The sequence below is a fragment of the Marinospirillum sp. genome (assembly GCF_044810985.1).
GTDB lineage: Bacteria > Pseudomonadota > Gammaproteobacteria > Pseudomonadales > Halomonadaceae > Marinospirillum.
Genome location: NZ_CP085242.1, coordinates 55,146 through 79,182 on the forward strand (window position 1 = coordinate 55,146; position 24,037 = coordinate 79,182).

The window sequence follows — 24,037 nt, forward strand, 5'->3', positions numbered from 1 at the left end:
GAATCATTGAAAAAGGAGTCAGCTATGGCCGACTTTACTCTGCACACGCCTGAAACTGCACCGAGTACGGCAAAGGAACGTTTGCAAGCCACTGAGGACAAGCTGGGCTTTGTTCCTTCCATGTATGGCATGATGGCTAATGCGCCGACCCTGTTGGAAGGCTATCAGACGCTTTCTGATATTTTTGGACGCTCAAGCCTATCCCCGCAGGAGCAGCAGGTCGTCTTGCTGGCCGTCAGTGTGGCCAACCAATGTGAATTCTGTGTGGCGGCCCACACCACCCTGGCTCAGGGGGCCGGAGTGGATGAAGAGATCATTCAGGCATTGCGTGATGGCGATTCCATTGGTGACCCACGCATGGCCGCCCTGGCCAAGGTCACCCAGGCTATTGTCGGTAAGCAAGGTTGGGCCGGAAAGGAAGTGGATGAATTTCTAGAGGCCGGTTTTGAACAGCAACAGGTGATGGAGGTGATACTGGCTGCGGGTCTGAAAACCCTCAGCAACTATACTAACCACCTGAGCAACCCGCCGCTGAATGAGGCCTTCGCTAAAAATGCCTGGAACGCTCGCTGAACCAGCCACTTATCAAGAGCGCCTGGAAAAACTCAGGCCGCGGTTGCTGGCTTTTGCCCGTCTGCAACTGAGGTTTGATGACCAGGCTGAAGATGCCGTTCAGGAAGCTCTGCTCGGAGCGCTCAACAAGCTGGACAGCTTTGATGGGCGTTCCCAGTTTGAAACCTGGGTGTTCGGCATTTTGCGCTTTAAAATTCTGGATATCTTTCGCAATCAGAAACGCCGCGCCAACTGGATGCTGAGTGAAGAAGCCTGGCCCAGTGAGGAAGAACTGGACCGGCAATTCAAAAGCTCCGGCTTCTGGGCTAGGGATGCTCACCCTCAAGCCTGGGGTGATCCTGAAGAGGCCTTGGCTTCCAGTCACTTCTGGCGGGTTTTTGATGCCTGCATGCTGCATTTGCCGGATGTACCGGCGCGAGTGTTTTCTCTGCGCGAACTGATGGAAGTGGATATCTGCGAAATCTGCGAACTATTGGGCATCAGCGAAAACAACTGCTCGGTCATTCTCTACCGGGCACGAATGAAGCTGCGCCTGTGTCTGGAAAGAGGCTGGCTCAGTGAGGAGGCCGCATGCTGACTTGCAAACAAGCCACCCAACTGATGTCGGCTAGTCAGGATCGAACTCTGACTCGCAAGGAACACTGGAGCCTGAAAATGCATGAAATGCTCTGCAAAGGCTGCCGCAATTGTCATCAACAAATAGATTTGTTGCATCAGCTCGGTCCGGAATGGCAAAAACGCTTGGAAGCTGATGAATCAGGAGATCAAAAATGAATGGAAAAGCGGCCTATTATTGCTCCCTCTGCCTGCTGCCTCGTGTAGTGGGCAACTCTGTCAAAATCGCTCTGGTTGTGGGTATTATCCTTAACCTGATCAACCAGAGTAGCGCTCTCTGGGGTGATGCCAGTCCCAGTTGGCCTCACTTTTTCATGAACTTTCTCGTTCCCTTTTGTGTTGCCACCTACAGTGCCGTAAAAAATGAAATCAGCCATCGAAAACACCAGCATGAATACACCAGTCAACCCACGGAGTCACCCTGATTGAGGGGTGACTGCATCAAGCGATCGGCGGGTTGTTTTCAGCTTTTCACTCGTCAAATACAAGAAAATACTGAGGGCCATTAAAAGCAGGGCTGTGCTGCAAATGATTGCCACCGGGTAATACAGGTTTCCTGCCAGCTCTAACTGACTGTATTTAATAACCATAATCAAGCCCTCCAGTGATAGGGCAACACAAACCATGCCTATAAACCGGGGCAAGGTTTTTCTTAAACTGGTCACGGCATCCTCTTTTTCCATGCTGTCGGAATATTCTTTGTTGATGACCAGTGCCAGTTCAAAGACAGCCAGGGCAATAATTGCGGTGTTGATGCTTTGCAGAAATATATCAATGGCATTGGATCCATTTATGATGCCATAGACAATATTGACCATTAATGACAGGATGCTGCCCCCGGCCAGGCCTAAGAAAATCAGTGTCAGCGATTTTGCAATCAGTGGCTTGATTACGGAATTGATAGTGTGATTCATCATGGGGTTCAGCCATTGTGAAAGCTCAATGAGGGCGGCTCAAATGATGAGCCTGGACCCGGCCGGGGATGCTTTCCTGGGTTGGTGTGCCGGGCATTGTAACACCTCGGTGGTGTGATCACCCTGTTTGTGGTGGTTCGCCGTACCTGTAATTTGGAGTCTCCATGCTAAAACCCCAGGTCATTTTCTTTGATGTGAATGAAACCCTTCTGGATCTGAAACCCGTCAAGGAAAGTATAGGTGAAGCTTTGGGCGGTCGCCCCGAGTTGGTGCCCCTCTGGTTCACCACGCTGCTGCAATATTCACTGGTGACCACGGTAGCGGATCACTATCGGGACTTTGCTGAAATTGCTGTCGCCTGCTTGCAAATGACTGCAAGGAACCAGGGAATAGAACTGGATGAAGCTACAGCAAAAAAGGCAGTTGCCCCGATTCGTGCTTTACCGGCGCACCCGGATGTTGTTCCGGCCCTTGAGCGCCTGAATGCTGCCGGTTACCGGCTCTTTGCCCTGACCAACTCCTCACGAGCCGCCGTTGCTGACCAATTGCAGAATGCCGGGCTTTCCTCGTTGTTTGAGGCCGCCTTGAGTGTCGAAGAGGTGGGACTCTACAAACCGCATACCCGTGTTTACCACTGGGCTACCCAGCAGGCAGGGGTGGCGGCATCAGACTGTTTGTTGGTGGCTGCTCATGGCTGGGATGTGGCCGGAGCCTCCTGGGCGGGTATGCAGTCAGCCTTTGTTGCACGCCCCGGCCAGCAACCCTTTCCTTTAGGCCCTGCCTCAGATCTGGAAGTGACCTCCCTGAAGGAGTTGGCCGACCTCCTGGCATAGCCTGTCATCCGACCCTTGCCCGGCAAGGGTTAAAAAGAAGATCCGGGTTGTTTCAGAAAGGCCTGCTCTTCGGGGGTGCTGTCCCGTCCAAGGAGTGCATTGCGGTGAGGGTAGCGACCAAAACGCTCGATGATGGCCCGGTGCTGGCGCTCGTACTTGAGGTTGTTCTCCAGCCCCGGCTGATTGAACAGGGTTTCGGCCTCCTTGTGGATCAGGGTCGACTCACTGTGCATATAGGGCATATACAAAAAACTGCGCTGCTCCGGCGTCAGTTTTTGGTCAATCTCTTGTGCCACCGCTTCCTGCGCCAGCATCAATGCCAAAGCATCCCAGCTAAAGGCCCGGCTCGAATCCCGGTAGATATTGCGTGAAAACTGATCGAGTACCAAAATTTCCGCCAAACGCCCCTCAGGGCTGGCTCGCCATGCGTAGAGTTCACAACGCCCCGCCTGTTCATGCACAGCCCCGAAGCGATCAGCCATGTTTTGATCCAGCACAGGATCTTTGGCGAACCAGTGCTTGGGTGTCAGTTCCTGAAACCAGAAATCCAGTATTGATTGAGGTGTTTCCGTTTTATTCAGGGTGCGGTCAGGGTGCATAAGGGTTCTCAATAAATTCTGAGTTGCTGGGCCAGGTTTTCAATACTGTTGCTGATGGCTCGGAGCTGTTCGCTGGCCGCCTTGGTCTGATCGGACTGGGCGGCATTGTCATCGGCTTTGCTGGAAATCTTTTCAATGGTTTCCGCAACTTCCCGGGCTGCTATGCTTTGTTCTCCCAACACCTGTTGAATGTCCTGGGTGGCCTGGACGACCCGGTTGGTTTCATTTTCGATATTGGCAACCGAGCTGCTGGCCTCTCTGGCGGTTTCCACACCCTGTTCCACGCGTTTGACGCCTTCGCGCATGCGGGTGACAGCCTGCTTGGTGCGTTCCTGAACCTGGTGAACCATGCTGGTGATGTCCTCGGTGGAGTGAGAGGTACGTTCCGCCAGGTTGCGGACTTCATCGGCAACCACTGCAAAGCCTCGGCCCAGGTCACCGGCCCGGGCCGCTTCTATGGCGGCATTCAGAGCCAGCAGGTTGGTTTGTTCGGCGATACCGCGAATGGTTTCAACAATGCTGCCGATTTGATCGGAGAGGCCATCCAATTCTTCCAGTTCTTCTGAGGACTCCCTGACGGCATCGGCAATGGAGGCAATTTCCTGGGTGCTGTCATTGACAGCCCGAGCACCGCTGTTGGCAACTTCTCCCGCCTGGGTTGAAGCTTCATGGGCTGCCTTGGCATTTTCTCCGATCTGCTCCACGGATGCACTCAGCTCTTCCAGAGCGGCCGCCATGCTGGCAGCGGCCTGGGATTGCTCCTGGGCACCTTCGGCGGTTTGCTGGCTGGAAGCCACCAGTTCATCGGCAGAAGAATTCAGGGAGGACGACGAACGATTGAACTGAAAGGCAATTTCATAAAGGCGATTGCGCATGGTTTGCATGGCATTGAACACCTGACCGATGGCATCACTTTTACCCAGCGGGGTTTCAGTACGCAGGTTGCCTTTGCCGATTTCCAGGGCGATATGACTGAGTTGTTGCAGGCGGCCCAGCTGCTTGTTGACCAGATACCAGAGAAGGAGCAGGCCGGTGACACCAACACCGCCCATCAGGGTCACCAGGCGCAGCAAGGGAGCCGGGTCACTGGAGGCGAGAATTTCAAAGAAGGCCGCCAAAGCCATGCCCAGGAAACTGACCAGATAAAGCAGCATGGCCTTGCGGGGAAAGTCGAGATTGCCAAAATAACGCCCGATGCGAGCCAGAAAGCCGGGAGTGATGACATGACCCAGATGAAAACGGATTTTGCGGCCGTTTTGCATCTGCCGGTAAAGCTGGCTGGCCTGCTGGATTTCTTCCGTGCTGGGCTTTAAACGCACACTCATGAAGCCGCCCTGACCATCCGGGTTCATATTGGCCTTGACCCAGTAGTGCCCACCATCCTTGCAGCGGTTTTTGATGATGCCCTGCCAGGCACGGCCTTGTTTCAGCGTCGCCCAGGCATCCCTGAAGACTTCGGCTGGCATGTCCGGGTGACGAATGATGTTGTGGGGCTGTCCCAGAAGCTCCTGCTCGCTGAAACCGGCAAAGTGAATGAAGTCATCGTTGACGTAGGTGATCTTTCCCTGAGCGTCAGTATGGGAAATGATGACACTACGCTCGCTCAACGGGTATTCGGTGTCCTTCACGGGTTGGTTATTACGCATGACCATTGACTCCTGTTTTCTATTCCGTCGCTGTCGAGCTGTTTTTCTTACACAGCTTAGCTTAAAAATTTTTGGACACTTTTGTAAGACCGGTTGGATCAAGGCGACCAAGCCATAAACAATAATCCGAGGATAAGAAAGATGATCACTTCCAGTTTTCAGGTTGCTTTGCTCTTGTCGGTCTTGTTGTCCATCGCCGGGCTGAGTTGGTGGGCGGCACCACGAGTTAGAACGGTGGAAGGTTTTTTCAGGGGGCAGGAGCCGGGCTATGCTCCGGGAGTCTGGACCCTGACCCTCTCCCAGGTGACCACCTGGATTTTCGCACGTTCGCTGATGAATGCAGCCTTACTGGGTTACTTTTATGGAATTGCAGGGACTCTGGCTTATGCCGTTTATTATGCTTCTTTTCTGACCGGCTGGTTGATTATTGATCGGTTGCGCTTTGTGCATGGTTATTCAAACATCCAGTTTTTTTTCAGTGAGCGCTTTGGGCGTTTGGGTGTACTTGGCTACAACCTTTTGGTTTCTCTGCGTTTACTGTCTGAGGTTTTTGCCAATCTGCTGGTGGTGGGGATTGTTTTCGGAGCGGCCGGTTCCGGTGCCTATAATCTGGCCATTTTGGCTGTGGCTGCGATCACCCTTTTGTATTCACTCAAGGGTGGCTTGAGTGCTTCCCTGAAAACCGATGTCCAGCAAATGCTGCTGTTGATGGCTGTGTTACTGGTTCTTCTGGTCATGCTGTTCAGTCACAGTCAATTTGAGTTACCGGCCTTGGTGATGAGTTCGCCAGAGTTGGCCAGTCCTGGTTGGATTCTGCTAGTGGTGGCCCTGCTGCAGGTGATCAGTTATCCCCTGCACGACCCGGTGATGATGGATCGGGGTTTTCTGGGTGATCGTGATACCACTCGCAAGAGTTTTATTCAGGCCTTCTGGATTTCCACTGCTTTTATCCTGCTGTTTGGGCTGCTGGGTGTTTTCGCCGGTTTGCATCGCCTGGGTGATGAAGAAATGATGGCCACCCTGCAGCGACTGTTGGGCACACCGGCAATTTTTCTGCTCGGGCTGGCGCTGATTGTTTCCGCCGCTTCCACCCTGGATTCAACGCTTTCCAGTGCCTCCAAGCTGGCCATCGTGGATATGGGAATGGGTCGGGTTCACCCTAACCGGGGCCGTCTGGTCATGCTGCTGTTCATGTTAAGCGGTCTTTTTCTGGTTTATTTTGGCACCGATGACTTGTACGCAGCCGTTGCGGTCAGTGGTACGGCCTCCCTGTTTCTGACCCCGGTTATCATTTTCTGTATCTGGATGAACCGGCGGGTGGCACGGTGGAGTTTTCTGGTCAATTTCCTGTTTGCTGTGGGCGGCTCGGCGATTTACTTTCTGGAAACCTCCGGCTATGTGAATTGGATCGGTTCCTGGAGCGGAGTTGAGCATGACTACAGCAAGCTTTTGATTCTGACGCTGTTGATTCTCTCTGTGGGTATGATCAGTTTTTGGTGGGGGATGCAAGATGAGTAATTTAATTGCCGGGCGCAGCTGCCCTCTGGATTATCGGTATCGGTCTGAAGATCTGGCCGCAACACCTGAAGCTTTTTCCTGTGAGGTGCTCTATGTAGTCGGGGGTCTGTATGGCAACCCTTTTGCACTCAAAGCTGTAGAAGAGTTGGCTGCGAAAGAACCGGGTGCCAGGGTGGTCTTCAATGGTGATTTTCATTGGTTTGATACCGACCAGGACTGGTTCACCTGGATTCAGGAAGGTGTTGAGGCTTTTGATGCCCTGGCGGGTAATGTCGAAAAGGAGCTGGGTCGGGCCACTGCCGATGCAGGTTGTGGCTGCGCCTACCCGGAATCTGTGGATCAGGCTGTCGTGGCACGCTCCAATCGAATTCACCAGCGCTTGAAAGAGCAACTGCCCAAGGAGGATCAGCTTCTTGAGAATTTACGAAGTTTGCCTTTGTTTATGAAAGTCCGCGTAGGTGACCGCCCGGTTGCTCTGGTGCATGGTGATGCCACTTCCCTGGCGGGCTGGGGTTTTGATCGTGAAGGGATTGATGAACCTGACCGAAGGGCCAGCATTCAAAGCTGGCTGCAAGCGGCTGAAGTGGATGCTTTTGCTTCTTCACATACCTGCCAGCCGGTTTGCAGACGTTACCCCGAGGGTGTCGTGATCAATAACGGTGCTGCGGGGATGCCCAATTTTGCCGATGGGCTTTATGGTGTGGTCACAAGAATTGCAACCCAGCCCGGTTTACTGGAGCCTCTGTACCAGACGGAATATCAGGGTTTGTATTATCAGGCATTACCGCTGCATTTTGATGCTCAAGCCTGGCAAGAGTGGTTCCTGGATGCCTGGCCTGAAGGTTCGGATGCTTGGTTATCCTATTGGCAAAGAATCAGTCAGGGTACAGGAGTGAAATTATCGGCTTGACACCGGGCTGAGATTGAAACAACATTCAACAACTTGATTGAATGTTATTGGGGGTTGTCCATGTCCGGTTTTGTTCACGAAAAACGCAATGTGGCTCTGCTGGTGTTCAGTCAGATGCTGTTTATGATTGCCTCCATCACGGTGATGACTTTGAGTGGAGTGGTGGGTGTTCAGCTCAGTCCTGATCCTGCTTTGGCCACTCTGCCCATTGCTTTGATGATGCTGGGTACCGTGGCTTCCACCCTGCCTGCCTCGCTGTTTATGAAAAAAGTCGGTCGTCGCCTGGGTTTTCTGGTGGGTGCCTCTGTCGGCGGTGTGGGCGGCGGCCTGGTTAGTTTTATCGGTATTGCCCTGGAATCTTTCTGGCTGTTCGCCGTGGGCAATCTGATCCTGGGTATTTACCAGGGCTTTGCCATGTATTACCGCTTTGCCGCGGCTGATGTAGCCAGTCCGGCCTTTAAAAGCCGGGCCATTTCTTTTGTCATGGCCGCGGGTGTGGCTGCTGCATTTCTTGGCCCCTGGAATGCCAGCCTTCTGGTGGACTGGATCGCTTCAGTTCCTCTGGGTGGCCCCTATCTGATGATTGCCCTTCTGGCCCTGGTGGCGCTGGGTTTGATCAGTCAGTTGCAGGTGCCGCCCAGTGGCGAGCCGCAAGCCGGTGATCCGCTGCGCCCCATGAAGACGATTGCTGCCCAGCCTGCTTTTGTGGCTGCGGTGATAGCTGGAGCAGTCGGCTATGCAGTCATGATGCTGGTGATGACCGCCACTCCCCTGGCCATGCGTTCGGCCGGTTTTGATATGAGTCAGGTGGCTTTTATCATGCAGTGGCATGTGCTGGGTATGTTTGCCCCTTCGTTCTTTACCGGTGGTTTGATTGCCCGTTTTGGAGTGGAAAAGATTCTGATGATGGGGGCCTTGTTATTGGTGGGTACCGCTGTGGTGGCCAATCTTGGTCAGACTCTGAATCATTTCTGGATGGCTCTGGTGCTGCTGGGTGTGGGTTGGAATTTTCTGTTTATCGGTGGCAGTGCGCTCTTGACGCGACTGCACAGCGAAAGGGAACGCGGCAAGGTACAGGGAGTGAATGATCTGATTATTTTCTCGCTGGTGGCCCTGGGGTCTTTGCTGTCCGGCCAGTTGTTGCATCACCTGGGTTGGGAGCTCTTGAACCTGGCCATGTTGGCTCCTGTACTTCTGGTTGCCTTGATTGTTGTCTGGTGGAAAACCAGAGCCGCTGCAACAGCCAGCAACCAGGAAAGTGCCTAAACAAAACCAGGAAGTTTCCCTAGAAGACCAGAACCTTGTCTGCTGCTTCAGTGGCTTCTGCCAGTGCATCCATGGTGCTGCGCTGAGCACCGTCCACCACTTCCTCTTCGGTGATCCCGCGTGCATCCATGCAGGTTCCACACAGGAGAACCTGGCCTTTGCTGGTGACCCGCTTGATCATGCGTTCTGTGTTGTAAAAACCATCGGGTGTTTTCTGACCGCTCTTGGCACCGGAAACGGCATCGCCCATCAGAAACACGGTGGTCTCGCTGCCACGTTTGCTCATGGCATGAGCCAAGCGCAAACCGTTGTAAAGGCGCTCGGTGCCGTAAGGTGGGTCATTGATGATAATTAGGGTTTTCATTAATTCCTCCTATTCAAGTTTATGCTTATCAATAATTCAATAAAGTAATTGAATATTAGATAGGGTACTGTTGTCCTGTCAAGGCAGGGTGTATCCTTGGGATCTAATATTTTTCAGAGGTTGCTATGCCCACACCACGTTCACAGCTCTTTGAAACCCTCGCTCAGGTTGGTCGGGCGCTGGGTAATGGTCATCGTCTGGAGTTACTGGAGCGTCTGGCCCAGGCCGAGGCTTCGGTGGAAGTGTTGGCCACTGCAGCTGAGCTTTCCATTGCCAATGCCTCCCAGCATTTGCAGCATCTGCGTCGGGCGGGGCTGGTGACAGCACGACGGGAGGGTCGTCAGATGATTTATCGGCTCACGGATGAACGCATCGTGCAATTACTGAACCTGCTGCGTGACGTGGCACAAAGCAATCTGGCTGAAGTCGAGCGCCTGGTGGGCCGTTTGTTTACTCCTGCCGATGAAGATCAGCCCCTGGAAGCCAAGTCCACCCAGGAGCTTTGGGCTGATCTACAAGCCGGTCGCGTCCAGTTGCTGGATGTGCGTTCTGAAGACGAATTCCAGGCCGGTCATCTGCCTTCAGCGCTCAACCTTCCAGCCGACCAGTTGGATCAACTTCTGGATCGACTGCCCAGGGATCAACCCCTGGTCGCTTATTGTCGTGGCCCTTATTGCGTCCTTTCCCATCAGGTGGTTGAGCGTTTGCGGTCACTGGGTTTTCAGGTAACCCGCTATGAAGAAGGCTACCCGGAATGGAAAGCGGCTGGCTTGCCGGTGGATTAAGTAAGATTCCAATCTTTTCAGCGACCAAGCCTTACACTGAATAAAAAAGGATGCTGGTGATGCTGAAAAAACTTCTGCTGCTCTCACTTCTTGCTGCCCTGATTGCTCTGGTCTGGCAATTGGGCTGGCTGGATGCGTTGACTTTCGACAATCTGAAACGCCAACAGGGTGAACTGGTGGCCTTTCGCGATGCCCAGCCTTTATTGGTCAGTGGCCTGTATTTTCTGGTTTATGTGGGCGTCACGGCACTTTCCCTCCCCGGTGCCACCATCATGACTTTGGCCGGGGGTGCTGTTTTCGGCCTGGGTTGGGGCCTGTTGCTGGTATCCTTTGCCTCTACCCTGGGTGCGACTCTGGCGATGCTGGTCTCGCGCTTTTTACTGCGGGGCTGGGTCAAACAACGCTTCAGTAAGACCATGCAGAAACTGGATGCGGGTATTGAAAAAGAGGGTGCTTTTTATCTTTTCGCCCTGCGTCTGGTTCCGGCTTTCCCCTTTTTCGTGATCAATCTGGCCATGGGGCTGACCCGCATCAAGGTTTCGACCTACTGGTGGGTCAGTCAGGTCGGGATGCTGGCAGGAACGGTGGTTTATGTGAATGCCGGCACCCAACTGGCACAGATTGCCGGTCCGGGTGATGTGCTTTCCCTGGAGCTTCTGGTGTCCTTTGCTCTCCTTGGGCTCTTTCCCCTGCTGGCCCGCAAGCTGCTGAACAGCTATCAGAATCGTAAGAAGTTGCAGGGTTGGAAACGCCCCAAAAGCTTTGATACCAACCTGCTGGTGATTGGTGCCGGAAGTGGGGGCCTGGTGGCGGCTTATATTGCTGCAGCGGTTAAAGCCAGGGTGACCCTGGTGGAAAAACATCAGATGGGCGGCGACTGCCTGAATACCGGTTGTGTGCCTTCCAAGGCCTTGATTCGTTCGGCGCGCCTGGCTCAGGAGATGCGCGAAGCTGAAAACTATGGCCTGAAAAGCCGGGAACCGGAAATTGATTTCCAGCAGGTGATGGCGCGAATTCAGCAAGTCATTCAGCAGATAGAACCGCATGATTCGGTAGAGCGTTATACCGGGCTGGGTGTGGAGGCCAAAGAGGGGTGTGCGCGCCTGGTATCGCCCTGGGAAGTGGAGGTGACTCTGAATTCAGGTGAGGTGCAGCGCATCACCAGCCGCAGCATTGTTCTGGCGACTGGGGCTGAGCCTTTTGTACCGGATCTGCCCGGACTGGGTGATGTTGATTACCTGACTTCGGATAACCTCTGGCAACTTCGGGAACAACCCGAGCGTCTGCTGGTGTTGGGGGGTGGCCCCATTGGCTGTGAACTCAGTCAGGCTTTTCAGCGTTTGGGTTCTCAGGTCACTCAAGTGGAGCGAGGGTCGCAGTTGCTGCCCCGTGAGGACAGGGATGCCAGTGATGCCGTGCTGAATAAAATGCAGGCTGAAGGGGTGGCCGTTAAGCTGGAGCACCAGGCTTTGCGTGTTGAAGTGCGTGACCGGGAAAATCTCCTGATTGCCACCAACCCCGAAGGTGAAGAAGTGGCGTTTGCTTTTGATCGCTTGCTGGTAGCCGTGGGACGCAAGCCGCGCCTGAAAGGTTATGGATTGGAAGAATTGGGTCTTGTGCCTGAAACCGGCAAAACGCTGGAAACCAATGCCTATCTGCAAACCCTTTTTCCCAATATCTATGCCTGTGGTGATCTGGTGGGGCCTTACCAACTGACCCATGCGGCTTCACACCAGGCCTGGCATGCGACGGTCAATGCTTTGTTCGGACATTTGAAATCGTTTAAGGTGGATTACACCTTCCTGCCCTGGGCGACCTTCACCGACCCGGAAGTGGCCCGAGTGGGTTTGAATGAAAAAGAAGCCAAAGAACAGAAGATCGACTATGAAGTGACCCTTTATGGTATTGATGATCTGGACCGTGCTTTGGCGGACAGTCAGGCTTATGGTTTTGTGAAAGTTCTGACACCACCGGGCAAGGATAAAATTCTTGGGGTTACCCTGGTTGGCCCGCATGCCGGAGATCTGCTTGCCGAGTTTGTGCTGGCCATGAAACATGGCCTGGGGATGAACAAACTTCTGGGGACGATTCATATTTATCCCACTCTGACAGAAGCCAACAAATCTGCCGCCGGTAACTGGAAAAAGGCTCATGCCCCTGAAGGCGTGCTGCGTTGGCTGAAAAAATACCATGAATGGCGTTTAAACTAGCAGGAGGCAGTCATGCCGTCTTTACTGGATGGTGACGGCTTTCGAGTTTTCCGGTGGCTTTGCGGGGCAGCCGGGATGATCTGCACTGGCACTGAGAACCAGATCCGAATACCAGGCTTTGGCTTCGACTCCGGCATTGTCACCATCCGTCATCAGTGCCAGAGCCTGGATTTGTGGGTCATTGTTATCAAAGTAAGTGGCAAAATCGGTAGCCAGATTGCGGCTTTGTGCTACCCAGCGATGCAGGTTTTCGTCACCGGACTGCAAAGCCAGCAGGTGGGCACGGGAGGTGAAGGCATTGGGCCAGGCATTGCCCTGGGGTTGTTCACTGGCCCAGACATAGTTCAAAGCCTGTACCTGCCAGCGGAATAAACCGGTGGAAGCCACTGCATAGACCCTGGCCGGATAATCATCACCGGCTTTCGTGGTTTCATTCAAGCCAGGGTAGGTGGTGTTAACCCGCCAGCACCAGTGTAACCAGGGGGTGGCCTGAAGATCCGGCTTGCCTTCCCAGGCCAGACCCGATGCAGCTTTTCGGGTATGGGCAAAAAGCACTGCTTGTTCACCGGCTGGAACCCTTTGATAATCGGTCTGCTCATGGAAACTTTCGGTTTCCCAGCCCTGCAAGCCGGTCTCGGAAAAAGCGGGGGGCTGGTCATTGGCGTGAAGGCCATAACTCATAAAGCCCAGAGTCAGCAGGGCCGCAGCCAACTGGTTTTTTTGCAAAGACAATGGCAACATAATTCCACCTTTCAATGAAGAGTACAGCTGATGCTTTTAAGTCGTCAGTCAGCAACACATCTTACACAGTGAGCTTGAAACCTTGATTCCTGCCAGCATTATTATTCCTGCACTGAATGAAGCCGGGCAATTGCCTGAGCTTCTGGCTGGGCTGCAGGGCCTGCGGGATAAAGGCTGTGAATTGATTCTGGTGGATGGTGGCAGTCAGGATGCGACCTGTGCCCTGGCTGAAGGTCAGGTTGACCAACTTTTGAGTAGTGATCCGGGGCGCGCCCAACAAATGAATCTGGGAGCAAAGTCAGCACAGAGTGAATGGCTCTTCTTTCTGCACGCCGATACACGCCTTACCCCAGCGGCCCAGGATTGTCTGTTGCGACTGGCGCACCATTCACCGGCTTGCTGGGGGCGCTTCGATGTCAGTATTCAGGGTCGGCATCCTCTGCTGAAACTGGTCGGCTGGTTGATGAACGGGCGTTCCCGGCTGACCGGAGTTGCCACCGGCGATCAGTTGATTTTTGTGCATGTCTCCCTGTTCAAGGCCGTGGGTGGTTTTCCTGATCAACCCTTGATGGAAGATGTGGAAATCAGCAAGCGCCTGAAACAGCGTTATCCTCCCTTGTGCCTGAAGCAAACGGTACTGACTTCAGGTCGGCGCTGGGAGGAAAAGGGACTCTGGTCAACCATCTGGTTGATGTGGCGTCTACGCTGGCGCTATTGGCGCGGCATTCCTGCTGAACACCTGGCTAAGGAGTATTGAATTTGGATCTGGCTATTCTTGCCCGCGCTCCCGTCCCCGGTGAATGCAAAACCCGCCTGATTCCAGAGCTGGGTGCCGAATTTGCCGCACGTCTACAAGCAGACCTGACACGACAAACCATCAGCGCTGCCCTGGAAGCGGCTATAGGCCGGGTGACCCTCTGGACAGCGGGTGATCGAGAGCATGCCTTTTTTCGACAACTGGCAAAAGACTTTCCCGATCTGAAATGGACCTCTCAATCGCAAGGTGATCTGGGAGAGCGAATGCATCAGGTTTTTGTCAGCAATGCTGGCAGCACACTATTGCTGGGCAGCGACTGCCCGGTGATAACACCCCAGCTTTTACAGGATAGTGCAAAGGCTCTGAAGGAATCAGATGCTGTTTTTCTGCCGGCTGAAGATGGCGGCTATGCTCTGGTGGGTTTGCATCAACCCTGCCGGGCTTTGTTTCAGGGAATCAGTTGGGGAGGCGACCGGGTCATGCAGCAAACCCGTGAACAACTGCAGAACCAGGGCCTGACCTGGTGTGAACCCCAACAGGTTTGGGATGTTGATTTGCCGGATGATGCCAGACGTTTCCTGAATTTAAAAAACATTACACGGATCTGAACATGGATCTGCTAATCTTGACTGAAATACTGGGAGATGGCTTTGGAAACTTTTCCTTCCTTGGCCTATCTGAAACCGGCGGAATCACTGGATTGGACAGCTTGAAGAGAGAAAATCATGTTTGAAAGAAGGAATCTCGGGTTGGGAAGGTTTTTGATATCGTTGCTGTTGTTGGCCGCTTTGGATGTCAATGCTCAGGAAACCTCAGAAGTTGAAGAGGATTCAGAAGGCGAAGAGGAAATCGAGGAGCTGCTGGAAACCATGGAAGAATACCGCAATAGATTGCGATCTTCTCTGGAAAAATACGGTAAGAAGGCCGAAGATTTTGAGTTCGATTACCGGGAAACCCAGCTGGAAAAACGTCTCAAGCAGGAACGGGATACTGAAAACAACCTCTTTTCTTTTGCACCCCACCAACGCAACTATATTCTGCCGGTCAGTTATTCCACCCACCCCAACCAGCAGCGCTTTGACTATCTCGACCCGGAAAGGGACTTACAGTCAACTGAAATCAAGTTTCAGTTAAGCATCAAAGTACCGTTGCTGCAGCAATGGATAAGAGATAAGCAAAGCCTGCATTTTGCTTTTACCCAGACCTCCTGGTGGCAGGCTTATCACTCGGAGGCTTCACGACCCTTCCGGGAAAGCAACTACAAGCCGGAATTCTTTTTTACTCAGCAAAGTGATTTGCAGCTTCTGGGACTTAGCAATCCTTACAATCGCCTGGGCTTTGCACATCAGTCCAATGGACGAACAGACCCTCAGTCACGTAGCTGGAATTACCTGTATGCTTCAACCGCCCTGGCCAAGGGCAACTGGATGCTGGAGCTTAGCCCCCGTTACAAGTTGCCCCGTTTTACCGGAGAAGACGATAACCCGGATTTGGAAAATTACATCGGTTACTTTGATTTAAGCCTGGCCTATACCAACTGGGGTCAGGAGTTTGTTGTCACGACTCAGGGTAACTTTGAAACTGAGCAGGGGGGGCTGCAGTTGGACTGGTCCTTCCCTCTTTACGGAGGAAAGCTTCGGGGGTTGGTGCAGGCCTACGGTGGCTATGGTGAAAGCCTGATTGATTATGACCATGAAAACTACCGCTTGAGTATCGGTTTTCAGTTTACCAATCAACTGTTTGGTGACTTTTAAAGGGTCACCACCCGCAGGGCCAGCAGTAAAAGCAGTACGCCGGTGATGCGGTTGATCCAGGCGGTATGTTTTTGCAGCCAGGGAAGAACCAGGGAATGGGAAAGCCCGTAGGCGACCAGCAGATACCAGCCGGTATCAATCAGCCAGGCGGTGGTCGCCAGAATCAACTTGGCTTCCAGGGCCTGTCCGGGCTGAATGAACTGGGCAAAAAGGGCAACAAAAAAGATGGCGATTTTGGGGTTGAGAAAGGCCACCAGAAAGCCATCACGCATTGCTGATACCGCTGAAGCAGCAGGTAAGCCTGAAGGGTTATCAAGCTGACTGCCTGAGCCTGCTTTCAGAGCTTTCCAGCCCATCCAGGCCAGGTAGGCCGCCCCCGCATAAATCAGCACTTCATACAGCCAGGGCAGTTGTTCCAGCAACCCGCCCAGGCCCAGCGCAACCAGAAAGGCATAAAGGCCCACCCCGGCACCATGAGCCAGACCGGTCAGCATGCCATTGCGCCGGGAACCCTGCAGAGTATGGCGCAACACCACTGCCAGACTGGGGCCGGGTGAAACTGCTCCCAGCAGGCAGATGCTGGCCACTGATAACCAGGCCGCAAAGCTCATGATTCGATCTTCCCCGGCATCAGGCTGCAGGGCGGCCGATCAGGTTGCGCTGATCGACGCGGACTTCCGACAATTCAATCGTCAGCTCATCCGTCAGCCGGTAGGCCACTTCATCCTTGATCAAAACCCAGCCGTGTTCAGCATCGCAGGTGATTTCATCACGATTGGCATGCAGGCTGGAGGCGGGAATAAAGACCGTTGCACCATTGGCCAGCAGCTTGACCCGCATACCCCCCCGGTTGATGTTGAAAATCTGGGCTTTGAAGGTTTCACCGACTTTGGGTTCCAGAAAGCGGGCATAGAGCCAGTCTTTGACATCACGCTCAGCCATGCGGTTGATTTTGCGGGCTGCGGTGAGTTCTTCGGTCAGTTCCGACTCCAGTTGCGGAGCCTGGGAGCCGGACAGGACGGCTTTGATCAGCCGGTGGTTGATCAGGTCACCGTATTTGCGAATCGGGGAAGTCCAGGTGGCATAGCTTTCAAAACCCAGGCCAAAATGCGGGCCGGGCTGAGTCGACATCAGCGAAAAGCCCTGGTGTTTGCGCAGTCGGGAATCCAGCCAGCCAGAAGGCAAGTCATCCAGCGCCAGGCGCAGGTGACGAAAACCCGCCAGGGTGTCCAAATTTTCAGCGGTGAAGGCTTCATCGTGATAGGCCAGGCCCTGTTCTTCAATCAGCTTGAGGGCATTGGTCACCTTTTCCGGGTCAAAACCCTGGTGAACATTGTAGATGCCCTGCCCCAGTTCTTTGGCCAGAAAGCTGGCCGCTGCGACATTGGCCAGCAGCATGGCTTCTTCCACCATCTTGTGAGCCAGGCGTCTGTCTTCCACTTCAATATCCGTGACCCGGCCTTCAGCATCCAGGATAAAGCGATAATCAGGTTGATCCTTGAACACCAGGGCATTGTCATGCCGCCATTGCAGACGTTGTTCGGCAAAGGCTTTAAGCTGTTTGAGCTGTTCAGCAATCTCTTCACTGCCGGGTTGCCAGTCACCCTGGCCTTCCAGCCAGTCGGAAACCGCCTGGTAATCCAGCTTGGCACGGGATTGAATCCAGCCTGCCTTGAATTCAGTGGGCTCCAGCAACTTGCCTTCAGTATCCAGGTTGAGCGTGGCCACCAGAGCTGGGCGTTTTTCACCTTCTTTCAGGGAGCAAAGATCATCGGACAACTGCTTGGGCAGCATGGTCACGGTGCGTGCGGGCAGGTAGAGAGTGAACGCACGGGTTTTGGCTTCAATGTCAGCAGCGCTGCCTTCGGGCACATAGGCCGAAGGATCGGCAATGGCAATCTGCAACTGCCAGCCACCCTCCGTGCGGGGCGTAATGCTCAGAGCATCATCCATGTCTTTGGTGGAAGCACTGTCGATGGTGAAGAAAGGCGTTGCAGTCAGGTCTTCGCGCACCAGGCCTTCGGGGTCGGTCAGCGTCCAGTCTTCTTCAATCACGGGTTGTTCGTGGGGCAGGGCATGGCGCGCCAGTATTACCCACCAGGGGGCATAGTGATCGTCTTGTTTGGCAACCAGTTCGGTGACTTCAATGAAAAAGCTGTTGTCTTTGGGTTTCAGGGGATGGCGTTCCAGAAAGGCAACCACCCAGTCACCATCGTCCAGGTCTTTTTCATCCAGGCCGGAAACACACTTGCCTTTCAAGGGCTGGTTCAGGTTGGGTTGATCCGGCACCACGGCCAGTTTGCCCTGAACTTTCTGAACCCGGCCAATAAAGCGATTCAAACCCTGTTCCAGCAATTCTTCAGGCTCGGCAATTTCGCGCATCTCACCCTTGCGGTCGGCTTCTTCGCGCAGCACAGCCTTGACCTGATCGCCATGCAGTACCTGCTTCATGTAGGGCGGCGGAATGAAATAGCTGTTGCCATCTTCGGTTTCCAGAAAACCAAAACCCTTGTCAGTGCCTTTGATTTTGCCTTCTACACGCGGCGTGGCTTCCTTGAGTTGCCCCTTGAGCTGGGAGAGAAGGTCGTTATTTTTCAGTAGAGTCGATCGCATTAAAAAAACCTTGAAGGGTGGTGTTACTGATCATCAGGAACCATGAATTCCTGGCGCTGTTGTTCGCGAAGTTCGCTGGGGCTGGGAGTAACCAGATAGCCATACCAGACCGGGGAGGTGCCGATCAAAAAACCCAGAACAGCCAGGCTGGTGCCCAGTTTTTTGCGCTTGGGGCGCAGGTTTAATCCGACCAGTACGATAACCAGACCGAGAAAGTGCAGAAAATAAGTGCCGGGGCCCATAAACGCTTCCTGAAGTTGTTGGCAGTAAGACTCACGAGTAAACTGGTATTTTAACTGACTTACGCAGGCTTTTCAGCGTTGGAGTGCTTTATGATGCATCCTCGTAGTTTTTCCCATCTCGATGCTGCGGTGACCCTGGCTGCAGCCCAGATGAACAGCAGTGATGACTGGCAGGCCAACCTCGCCACGGCTGAGCATCTGGTCACCGAAGCGGCCCGGTCCGGTGCCCAGTTGGTGGCCTTGCCGGAATTTTTTCCGCTCATCAGCAAGGATCTGCAAGTCAGACTGGATCTGGCCGAAGAGGAAGGCCGTGGTCCCTTGCAGGAGGCTCTTTCCGCGCTGGCCGCCCGGCTGGGTATCTGGTTGGTGGCAGGCAGTTTGCCGCTGAAAACCTATGTCGAGGATAAAACCACCAACACCTGTCTGGTTTACGGCCCGGACGGCCAGCAGGTGGTGCGTTATGACAAGATTCATCTGTTTGGTTTTCAGAAAGATGGTGAAAGCTATAACGAAAGCGAAACCTTTATCCCCGGTGAGCGCCCCGCGATTTTTGATACACCCTTCGGGCGGGTGGGCCTGTCGATTTGTTACGACCTGCGCTTTCCCGAGCTTTTTCGGTCTTTGGATGAGGTGGACTTGTTGATTGTGCCTTCTGCTTTTACCGTGCCGACCGGACAGGCTCACTGGGAGCTTTTGCTGAGAGCCAGAGCCGTGGAAAACCAGTGTTATGTGCTGGCACCGGCTCAGGTGGGCCAGCATGCCGATGGCCGCAAAACCTGGGGGCACAGCATGCTGATTGATCCCTGGGGTGAAGTGGTGGCCTGCCTGCCCCAGGGTGAGGGTCTTGTCAGCGGTCAACTCGACAGCCAGCGTATTCAGGAAATCAGAGGCCAGCTACCCGCCCTGAACCACCGGCGACTCTGAGCTTTCTCCCGGAGTCTGGTCTTGCCAAAGCTCCAGGGACTCTTTCAGCAGCAGAACATGGCTGTGTTCCGGTTCCCGCTCCAGAGCCAGCAGGGTGACACGGCCCTGCTGGGCCTGGGTCTTCAGAGCCCGGAGTTTTTCCGGGCTGGTATAAAGTTCATTGCGGTACTGACGCGCAAATTCCTTCCAGCTGATCTCACCCTGAGAAAACTGGCGTTTCAAGGCTGTGCTGGGGGCTGAATCCCGCCACCAGTGATCCACGCCCAGCTCATTTCGGTCGCGCCCATGGGGCCAAAGCCGATCCACCAAAATACGCGTGCCATCCTCTTCTTCACGAGGAGCATAGATCCATTTGATAAAAACTGGGTATTTCATGGCTATTTTCCCTGATTCTTCAGTGAAGCCAGCGTCCCACTCAGTTAGAATGGTCAGCTTTACGCTGGTTTTAATGAGTCTTGTTCCCCTGGGGGTATTTTTTGTCTGTTTCCTTGTCCGACTGGTTGCGTCCACTTCTGTTGCTTTCGCAGGATGATCGCGAAAACGCCGAGATCCTGGCTGAATACAGTCTCAGCCAACTGGCCGATGCCTATGCCTTTATCTACCAGTCCTGGCAAGATAAAACAGCGAGCAAACTTTTAACCAGTATACAGGTTATTGCCGCTCTGGATCGACTCCACTGGTTGGAGACTGCAGAAAGTGATGCCTGGCTGAGTCTCTTTGCCCAGCGCCTGCAACAGGCTTGCCCCAGTGCAGAGGCTCTGCTTGAAGAGCTGGAGACCACCGGCTATCCCCAGGTGCGTTTGCAAAAGCTGCAGACAGCAGACTTGAGCAACTGGTCAGAAGATCTGGATATTCCCTGGGTTGCCAAGCCGGATCGGGTGGTTTTACCCCCTGAGCTGAAAGTGCGTTCTACCCCCCTGGGTTATGCACTTGCGGTCAGGTCTTCCAGTTTTGTACTTTATAAACAGCCTCTGAATTGCAGTGATTATCTTCGTGAACGCTTCTGGCCGGATGTCCAGGAAACCCTGAACAGCTACTGGCAAGTCTACACAGCCAGTGATTGTCTGCAGCTGATTTATTGGCTGGGTGGTCAGGGACAGCGTTATGCCTGGCAGCTGGATTTTGCCTGGCTGAAAAATTCCGATGCCGAAGACCGGCAAACCTGGCGTGAAGAATTGCCGGAAGGTTTTGAAGGCTATGCGGATCTGATGGAAGAACTGGCTCTGGAAGACAAGTTGGAGCTGGATGTAGCAGCCTGGGACTGGGTGCGCATGGCTGATCTGGCTTTGGCAGGCTATCTGGCCGGTTACCTGACTTCCAGCCAATGGCGCAGTTTTGCCCTGGTGGCCCTGTGGCTGCTGCGCAGCCGTTATGGTTCCTGGGAAGAACTGGCCGATAGCTACCTGCTGGGTTATCGCCTCTGGCAGACACAGACGGATTTCAGCCTCAGCCCGGAGCTGGAAGTGACCTGGCAACAATTATTGACCTTGCCTTTTTCGCCCTTGCAGCAGCTCGATTGGCAGGCCTTGTCTCTGGATCACCCGGATTTTCGTGATGCCATCAACTACTATTCCGAGCGTCTGGATGATCCCCTGATGCTCGCCAGCCTGCTTGCCAGTCTGCGCGATGATGTCAGCCTGTTGACCGGTCTGGCTCTGGATGATCTGCCGGAGAGCCGCCGCAGTGAAGCCAAAGATTATCTTTTTGCCGGTCTGGACATTCACCCGGATGAACAGCTTACCACCACCCTGGCGCGCTTCTGGCAACCGGGCCGTGTTCACCATTATGATCAACTGGCCCTCAACTGCCGGGTTGGCAAAATACCCCAGTTGCCTTCCAATCTGGCTGCGGTGGATGAAGTTTGGGAAGCCTGGCGCGAACAAACTCCGCTGCTGGCGGAACTGGTCAAGCATCCAGCTGGCATTGTCATGGCGGAAAAATATGCCTTTTATCTGGTCAAGGCACTGGAAACCAACCACTATTCGGTGAAAGAAGCCGAACAGCTGGCGCTGGCGCTGAAAGACTACCTGAGCTGGCACTATTCTTCGGCCCAGGGTCTTCTGCAGGCTTGGCAGGGCTGGGATGAAGTGCTCAGTCTCAGCGGTGAAGAGCGCCCCCTGCTGGCTGAACTCAGCTGGCACCTGCAAGATCCCGGCAGTCTGTTTCGGTTTCTGCCCTGGAAGCGCCCACCGGCACGCTTCACCGAACCGGGCAAGCCCGTCAGCGAAGCCGACCTGGCCACCCTGAATCTGGTTGGCCCCCTCACCGGGCTGCACTGGTCCTGGCCGGAAAAATTGCCTCAGCATCCGCGTCAGGAACTGAAAAGTCTTTTGCAGGACACCCATCTATTTCAGGATGCCGATGATCTGAAAGACTTTCTCAATCACCTGTTGCTGGCGGGGGATCGTCAGGAATACATGATCGCCTTCTCGCCTTTCACCCTGAACAGCGAACGTCTGGATATGGAGATTGAAGCCCAGGAACAGGATGATCGCGATGAAGAACAGGAAGCCTACTACCAGCGTTTGCTGCGGGTGAAAAACAATGCCTTGGGCATCAATGATCTGGACTTGACCGCCTGGGATATGGTGCAACTCGTGGATCTGGCGGTGGCTGGTTATCAACTCGACTGGCTGAGCGAAAAGGAGCTTCAGGAATGGCTGGCCAGAATCCGCGAACAGATCACCCAGGAATACACCGGCTGGGCCGACTTTGCCCGCGCCCTGCTCGCCGGTTACAACTTTTTCATGAATGAAACCGAAAACCGCGCCGAACTGCTGGAAGTCTTCAGCCAACGCCTGCTCAGCCTGCTGATCGCCGTACCCGCCCAGGCCGGACTCTGGTACACCCTCGCCTGGCCGGGTGACAAACAACGCAGCTGGAACCAGTCAGCGACACCGAGTTTGAGTGGGAAGCAGAGATTGCATTAAAAGATATCTAGATCAAGGCTTCCAGTCCTTTCTTGTCTACCAGGTTCAGCAGTTTTAGTGAGGGGCCGTTAGGTTTTTTGCCGCCAACTTCCCACTTCTGCACCGTAGAGGGGCTGGTGTTGAGATAAGCAGCGAAGACTGCTTGGCTGGCTCGGGTTTTCTGTCGGATGCGCTTGATCTGGGCAGGGGTGTAGACCTTTACCGGTGGCAAGCAGAGGGCATCGAAATCACGCAGGGTGACGTCACTCATCACTCCAGCTTCGTGCAGATCCTTGGCACTTTCGTGAAGGGTATCCAGGATTGATTTATCCATCGTTAATGACCTCGATTAAGGCACCGTGTTTAACGGCTTTATTCAATTCAGTTTTGCTGTAGTTCAACAGGGTGTTGGCATAAAGCTTCAAAGCTTTCAGCTCCTTGTCACTGATATTGGCTCGTTTGTTCTTAGCGAAGCCATAAATGAAGAAGGCCTTGTCACCGGTTCGGTAGGCCAAGAGGGTTCGGACACCTCCGCTCTTCCCGCGATCACCGATTGCGACCCGCTTCTTGAATATATGCCCACCAAGCTCGGCATCCACCAATCCTCGCGCAATTTCCTCAATGGCAACCTGTAAAGCTGTGTCGCTTAGTCCCTCTCTGGCGGCCCACTTGCTGAATGGCTTGTTTTTAAATACTTGCAGGTTTCATCCCTGATATTCAAAAAAAGTATAGCACTTAGTGCGATGGAAGTAATCCCTTTCAGTCTGGCTAATTTTTGGCATCCCTGCCAGAACCCAGATCAATCATTCCCTGCCACAAACTAGGCATGCTTTTTATTCCATTCTCAGCTCTTCACCCCGCCCATGCGGTTCTTCCAGATTCAGCCTCGGGCCCTTGGGTACGATGCGTGTGGGGTTGATCATGTCGTGGCTTTGGTAGTAGTGGCCTTTGATGTGTTGAAAGTCCACGGTTTCCTTGATGCCCGGCCATTGGTAAAGCTCACGCAGGTAGCCGGAGAGGTGGGGGTAGTCGGCAATGCGCTGCAGGTTGCATTTGAAGTGGCCGACGTAGACGGCATCAAAACGCACCAGGGTGGTGAATAAACGCCAGTCGGCTTCGGTGAGGGTGTCTCCGCACAGGTAGCGGCGGCTGGCAAGGCGTTCGTCCAGCCAGTCCAGGGCTTTAAACAGGGGTTCTACAGCCTCTTCATAGGCTTGCTGGGTGGTGGCAAAGCCGGATTTGTAAACACCGTTGTTCACTTCATCATAAACCCGGGCATTCACTTCATCGATTTCCTGACGCAATTGCTCAGGGTAGAAATCACCCGCCTTGGCCCCCACTTCATCAAAAGCGCTGTTGAACATGCGGATGATGTCCGCTGATTCATTGCTGACAAGGGTTTGCTGGTGTTTATCCCAGAGCACAGGAACGGTCACCCGGCCTGAATACTTGGGGTCAGCCGTGGTGTAAACCTGGTGCATGAATTCAGCCTGGTTAACGCTGTCTGGAATAACACCTGGCCCTGACTGAAAGGTCCAGCCGTTTTCAGCCATGTACCAGTGCACCACGGAAAGATCAATCATCTTTTCCAGGCCCTTGAGCTTGCGAAAGATCAGGGTGCGGTGAGCCCAGGGGCAGGCCAGGGAAACATAAAGGTGATAGCGCCCCGGTTCGGCCTTGAACCCAGCCTCCCCGGTAGAGCCAGCGCTGCCATCGGTAGTGACCCAGTTGCGAAACTGGCTTTGTGAGCGTTCAAAACGCCCGCCGGTGGAGTCGGTGTCATACCACTGGTCATGCCACTGACCATCAACAAGAAGTCCCATTAGGCCTCCAATCAATAATGAATTTGCTGTCGAGTATAGGA

General features: G+C 53.9%; 27 protein-coding genes. 15 read left to right on the forward strand and 12 right to left on the reverse strand.

Annotated features, from left to right (window positions below; translation table 11 throughout):
- Window positions 1–24 precede the first annotated feature (24 nt).
- The 4 genes from LG323_RS00295 to nrtS are packed head-to-tail and all read left to right on the forward strand — an operon-like array spanning window position 25 to window position 1,613.
- Entirely contained in the window at window positions 25–573 is a 549-nt protein-coding gene (locus LG323_RS00295) for a carboxymuconolactone decarboxylase family protein (protein WP_404418017.1), read from the forward strand.
- Window positions 554–1,150, forward strand: coding sequence for a sigma-70 family RNA polymerase sigma factor (locus tag LG323_RS00300; RefSeq protein ID WP_404418020.1), 597 nt, complete (start codon window positions 554–556; stop codon window positions 1,148–1,150). The genes LG323_RS00295 and LG323_RS00300 overlap by 20 nt, the downstream gene beginning before the upstream one ends.
- Window positions 1,144–1,347 (forward strand): zf-HC2 domain-containing protein, encoded by a 204-nt coding sequence (locus LG323_RS00305; RefSeq protein WP_404418023.1) that lies wholly within the window; start codon window positions 1,144–1,146, stop codon window positions 1,345–1,347. The genes LG323_RS00300 and LG323_RS00305 overlap by 7 nt, the downstream gene beginning before the upstream one ends.
- Window positions 1,344–1,613 (forward strand): nitrate/nitrite transporter NrtS, encoded by a 270-nt coding sequence (nrtS, locus tag LG323_RS00310; protein WP_404418026.1) that lies wholly within the window; start codon window positions 1,344–1,346, stop codon window positions 1,611–1,613. Before LG323_RS00305 ends, nrtS begins: the two co-directional genes overlap by 4 nt.
- Here the strand turns inward: nrtS and LG323_RS00315 are convergent.
- The gene (locus tag LG323_RS00315; RefSeq protein WP_404418029.1) at window positions 1,605–2,105 is read right to left on the reverse strand and encodes a hypothetical protein; all 501 of its coding nucleotides are present in this window, start codon (window positions 2,103–2,105) and stop codon (window positions 1,605–1,607) included. The genes nrtS and LG323_RS00315 overlap by 9 nt on opposite strands.
- A 161-nt stretch (window positions 2,106–2,266) precedes the next feature.
- On the opposite strand from LG323_RS00315, the gene LG323_RS00320 reads away from it, so the two are divergent.
- Window positions 2,267–2,935: a haloacid dehalogenase type II gene (locus tag LG323_RS00320; RefSeq protein WP_404418032.1), complete on the forward strand. Its 669-nt coding sequence runs from the start codon at window positions 2,267–2,269 to the stop codon at window positions 2,933–2,935.
- 29 nt (window positions 2,936–2,964) lie between these two features.
- On the opposite strand, the gene LG323_RS00325 is transcribed toward LG323_RS00320, so the two are convergent.
- Together LG323_RS00325 and LG323_RS00330 are read right to left on the reverse strand one after the other, a co-directional pair.
- A complete protein-coding gene (locus LG323_RS00325) occupies window positions 2,965–3,534 on the reverse strand; it encodes a DUF924 family protein (protein ID WP_404418035.1) in 570 nt (189 codons plus the stop codon).
- An 8-nt stretch (window positions 3,535–3,542) separates the two neighbouring features.
- The gene (locus LG323_RS00330) at window positions 3,543–5,180 is read right to left on the reverse strand and encodes a methyl-accepting chemotaxis protein (protein WP_404418038.1); all 1,638 of its coding nucleotides are present in this window, start codon (window positions 5,178–5,180) and stop codon (window positions 3,543–3,545) included.
- A 141-nt stretch (window positions 5,181–5,321) separates the two neighbouring features.
- Between LG323_RS00330 and LG323_RS00335 the strand changes: the two genes are divergently transcribed.
- From LG323_RS00335 to LG323_RS00345, 3 genes are read left to right on the forward strand one after another with little or no spacing between them, the layout of a single operon-like run.
- Window positions 5,322–6,698: a sodium:proline symporter gene (locus LG323_RS00335; protein ID WP_404418041.1), complete on the forward strand. Its 1,377-nt coding sequence runs from the start codon at window positions 5,322–5,324 to the stop codon at window positions 6,696–6,698.
- Complete coding sequence (locus LG323_RS00340) at window positions 6,691–7,608, forward strand: metallophosphoesterase family protein (RefSeq protein ID WP_404418043.1); 918 nt, start codon at window positions 6,691–6,693, stop codon at window positions 7,606–7,608. The genes LG323_RS00335 and LG323_RS00340 overlap by 8 nt, the downstream gene beginning before the upstream one ends.
- Window positions 7,609–7,668: 60 nt before the next feature.
- Window positions 7,669–8,874 carry an MFS transporter gene (locus LG323_RS00345; protein WP_404418046.1) on the forward strand — a complete coding sequence of 402 codons (1,206 nt, stop codon included), beginning with the start codon at window positions 7,669–7,671 and terminating at the stop codon, window positions 8,872–8,874.
- A gap of 19 nt (window positions 8,875–8,893) precedes the next feature.
- On the opposite strand, the gene LG323_RS00350 is transcribed toward LG323_RS00345, so the two are convergent.
- Window positions 8,894–9,238, reverse strand: a complete 345-nt coding sequence (locus LG323_RS00350) for a DsrE/DsrF/TusD sulfur relay family protein (protein WP_404418048.1) — start codon at window positions 9,236–9,238, stop codon at window positions 8,894–8,896.
- 125 nt (window positions 9,239–9,363) lie between these two features.
- On the opposite strand from LG323_RS00350, the gene LG323_RS00355 reads away from it, so the two are divergent.
- Both LG323_RS00355 and LG323_RS00360 read left to right on the forward strand, forming a co-directional pair.
- Window positions 9,364–10,023, forward strand: coding sequence for an ArsR/SmtB family transcription factor (locus LG323_RS00355; protein ID WP_404418051.1), 660 nt, complete (start codon window positions 9,364–9,366; stop codon window positions 10,021–10,023).
- A 59-nt stretch (window positions 10,024–10,082) separates the two neighbouring features.
- Window positions 10,083–12,233 (forward strand): FAD-dependent oxidoreductase, encoded by a 2,151-nt coding sequence (locus LG323_RS00360; protein ID WP_404418054.1) that lies wholly within the window; start codon window positions 10,083–10,085, stop codon window positions 12,231–12,233.
- A gap of 21 nt (window positions 12,234–12,254) precedes the next feature.
- Here LG323_RS00360 and LG323_RS00365 read toward each other — a convergent pair whose 3' ends face one another.
- A complete protein-coding gene (locus tag LG323_RS00365) occupies window positions 12,255–12,974 on the reverse strand; it encodes a DUF3047 domain-containing protein (RefSeq protein ID WP_404418057.1) in 720 nt (239 codons plus the stop codon).
- 82 nt (window positions 12,975–13,056) lie between these two features.
- On the opposite strand from LG323_RS00365, the gene LG323_RS00370 reads away from it, so the two are divergent.
- The 3 genes from LG323_RS00370 (at window position 13,057) to LG323_RS00380 (ending at window position 15,485) form a co-directional block, all read left to right on the forward strand.
- Window positions 13,057–13,731, forward strand: coding sequence for a TIGR04283 family arsenosugar biosynthesis glycosyltransferase (locus LG323_RS00370; protein ID WP_404418060.1), 675 nt, complete (start codon window positions 13,057–13,059; stop codon window positions 13,729–13,731).
- 2 nt (window positions 13,732–13,733) lie between these two features.
- Window positions 13,734–14,339, forward strand: coding sequence for a TIGR04282 family arsenosugar biosynthesis glycosyltransferase (locus LG323_RS00375; RefSeq protein ID WP_404418062.1), 606 nt, complete (start codon window positions 13,734–13,736; stop codon window positions 14,337–14,339).
- A 117-nt stretch (window positions 14,340–14,456) separates the two neighbouring features.
- The gene (locus LG323_RS00380) at window positions 14,457–15,485 is read left to right on the forward strand and encodes a phospholipase A (protein WP_404418065.1); all 1,029 of its coding nucleotides are present in this window, start codon (window positions 14,457–14,459) and stop codon (window positions 15,483–15,485) included.
- Here LG323_RS00380 and LG323_RS00385 read toward each other — a convergent pair.
- Genes LG323_RS00385 through LG323_RS00395 form a run of 3 tightly spaced genes read right to left on the reverse strand, consistent with a single transcriptional unit; the run spans window position 15,482 to window position 18,340 of the window.
- Window positions 15,482–16,096, reverse strand: a complete 615-nt coding sequence (locus LG323_RS00385) for a LysE family translocator (protein ID WP_404418067.1) — start codon at window positions 16,094–16,096, stop codon at window positions 15,482–15,484. The two genes, LG323_RS00380 and LG323_RS00385, sit on opposite strands and share 4 nt — an antisense overlap.
- A 19-nt stretch (window positions 16,097–16,115) precedes the next feature.
- A complete protein-coding gene (locus LG323_RS00390) occupies window positions 16,116–18,098 on the reverse strand; it encodes an exoribonuclease II (protein WP_404418069.1) in 1,983 nt (660 codons plus the stop codon).
- A gap of 23 nt (window positions 18,099–18,121) precedes the next feature.
- Window positions 18,122–18,340: a hypothetical protein gene (locus LG323_RS00395; RefSeq protein WP_404418071.1), complete on the reverse strand. Its 219-nt coding sequence runs from the start codon at window positions 18,338–18,340 to the stop codon at window positions 18,122–18,124.
- Between the two features lie 90 nt (window positions 18,341–18,430).
- Here LG323_RS00395 and LG323_RS00400 point away from each other — a divergent pair, with 90 nt between their 5' ends.
- On the forward strand, window positions 18,431–19,264 hold the full coding sequence (locus LG323_RS00400; RefSeq protein ID WP_404418073.1) for a carbon-nitrogen hydrolase family protein: 834 nt from the start codon (window positions 18,431–18,433) through the stop codon (window positions 19,262–19,264).
- Here LG323_RS00400 and LG323_RS00405 read toward each other — a convergent pair.
- Entirely contained in the window at window positions 19,235–19,639 is a 405-nt protein-coding gene (locus LG323_RS00405) for a DUF488 family protein (RefSeq protein ID WP_310697828.1), read from the reverse strand. The genes LG323_RS00400 and LG323_RS00405 overlap by 30 nt on opposite strands.
- 101 nt (window positions 19,640–19,740) lie before the next feature.
- On the opposite strand from LG323_RS00405, the gene LG323_RS00410 reads away from it, so the two are divergent.
- Window positions 19,741–22,194, forward strand: a complete 2,454-nt coding sequence (locus tag LG323_RS00410; protein WP_404418075.1) for a YbeU/YbeR family protein — start codon at window positions 19,741–19,743, stop codon at window positions 22,192–22,194.
- Between the two features lie 7 nt (window positions 22,195–22,201).
- On the opposite strand, the gene LG323_RS00415 is transcribed toward LG323_RS00410, so the two are convergent.
- From LG323_RS00415 to LG323_RS00425, 3 genes are all read right to left on the reverse strand, one after another.
- Complete coding sequence (locus LG323_RS00415; RefSeq protein ID WP_404418077.1) at window positions 22,202–22,507, reverse strand: helix-turn-helix domain-containing protein; 306 nt, start codon at window positions 22,505–22,507, stop codon at window positions 22,202–22,204.
- Window positions 22,500–22,874 carry a type II toxin-antitoxin system RelE/ParE family toxin gene (locus tag LG323_RS00420; RefSeq protein ID WP_404420146.1) on the reverse strand — a complete coding sequence of 125 codons (375 nt, stop codon included), beginning with the start codon at window positions 22,872–22,874 and terminating at the stop codon, window positions 22,500–22,502. The genes LG323_RS00415 and LG323_RS00420 overlap by 8 nt, the downstream gene beginning before the upstream one ends.
- Window positions 22,875–23,006: 132 nt before the next feature.
- Window positions 23,007–23,996: a glutathione S-transferase family protein gene (locus tag LG323_RS00425; protein WP_404418078.1), complete on the reverse strand. Its 990-nt coding sequence runs from the start codon at window positions 23,994–23,996 to the stop codon at window positions 23,007–23,009.
- Window positions 23,997–24,037: the final 41 nt, after the last annotated feature.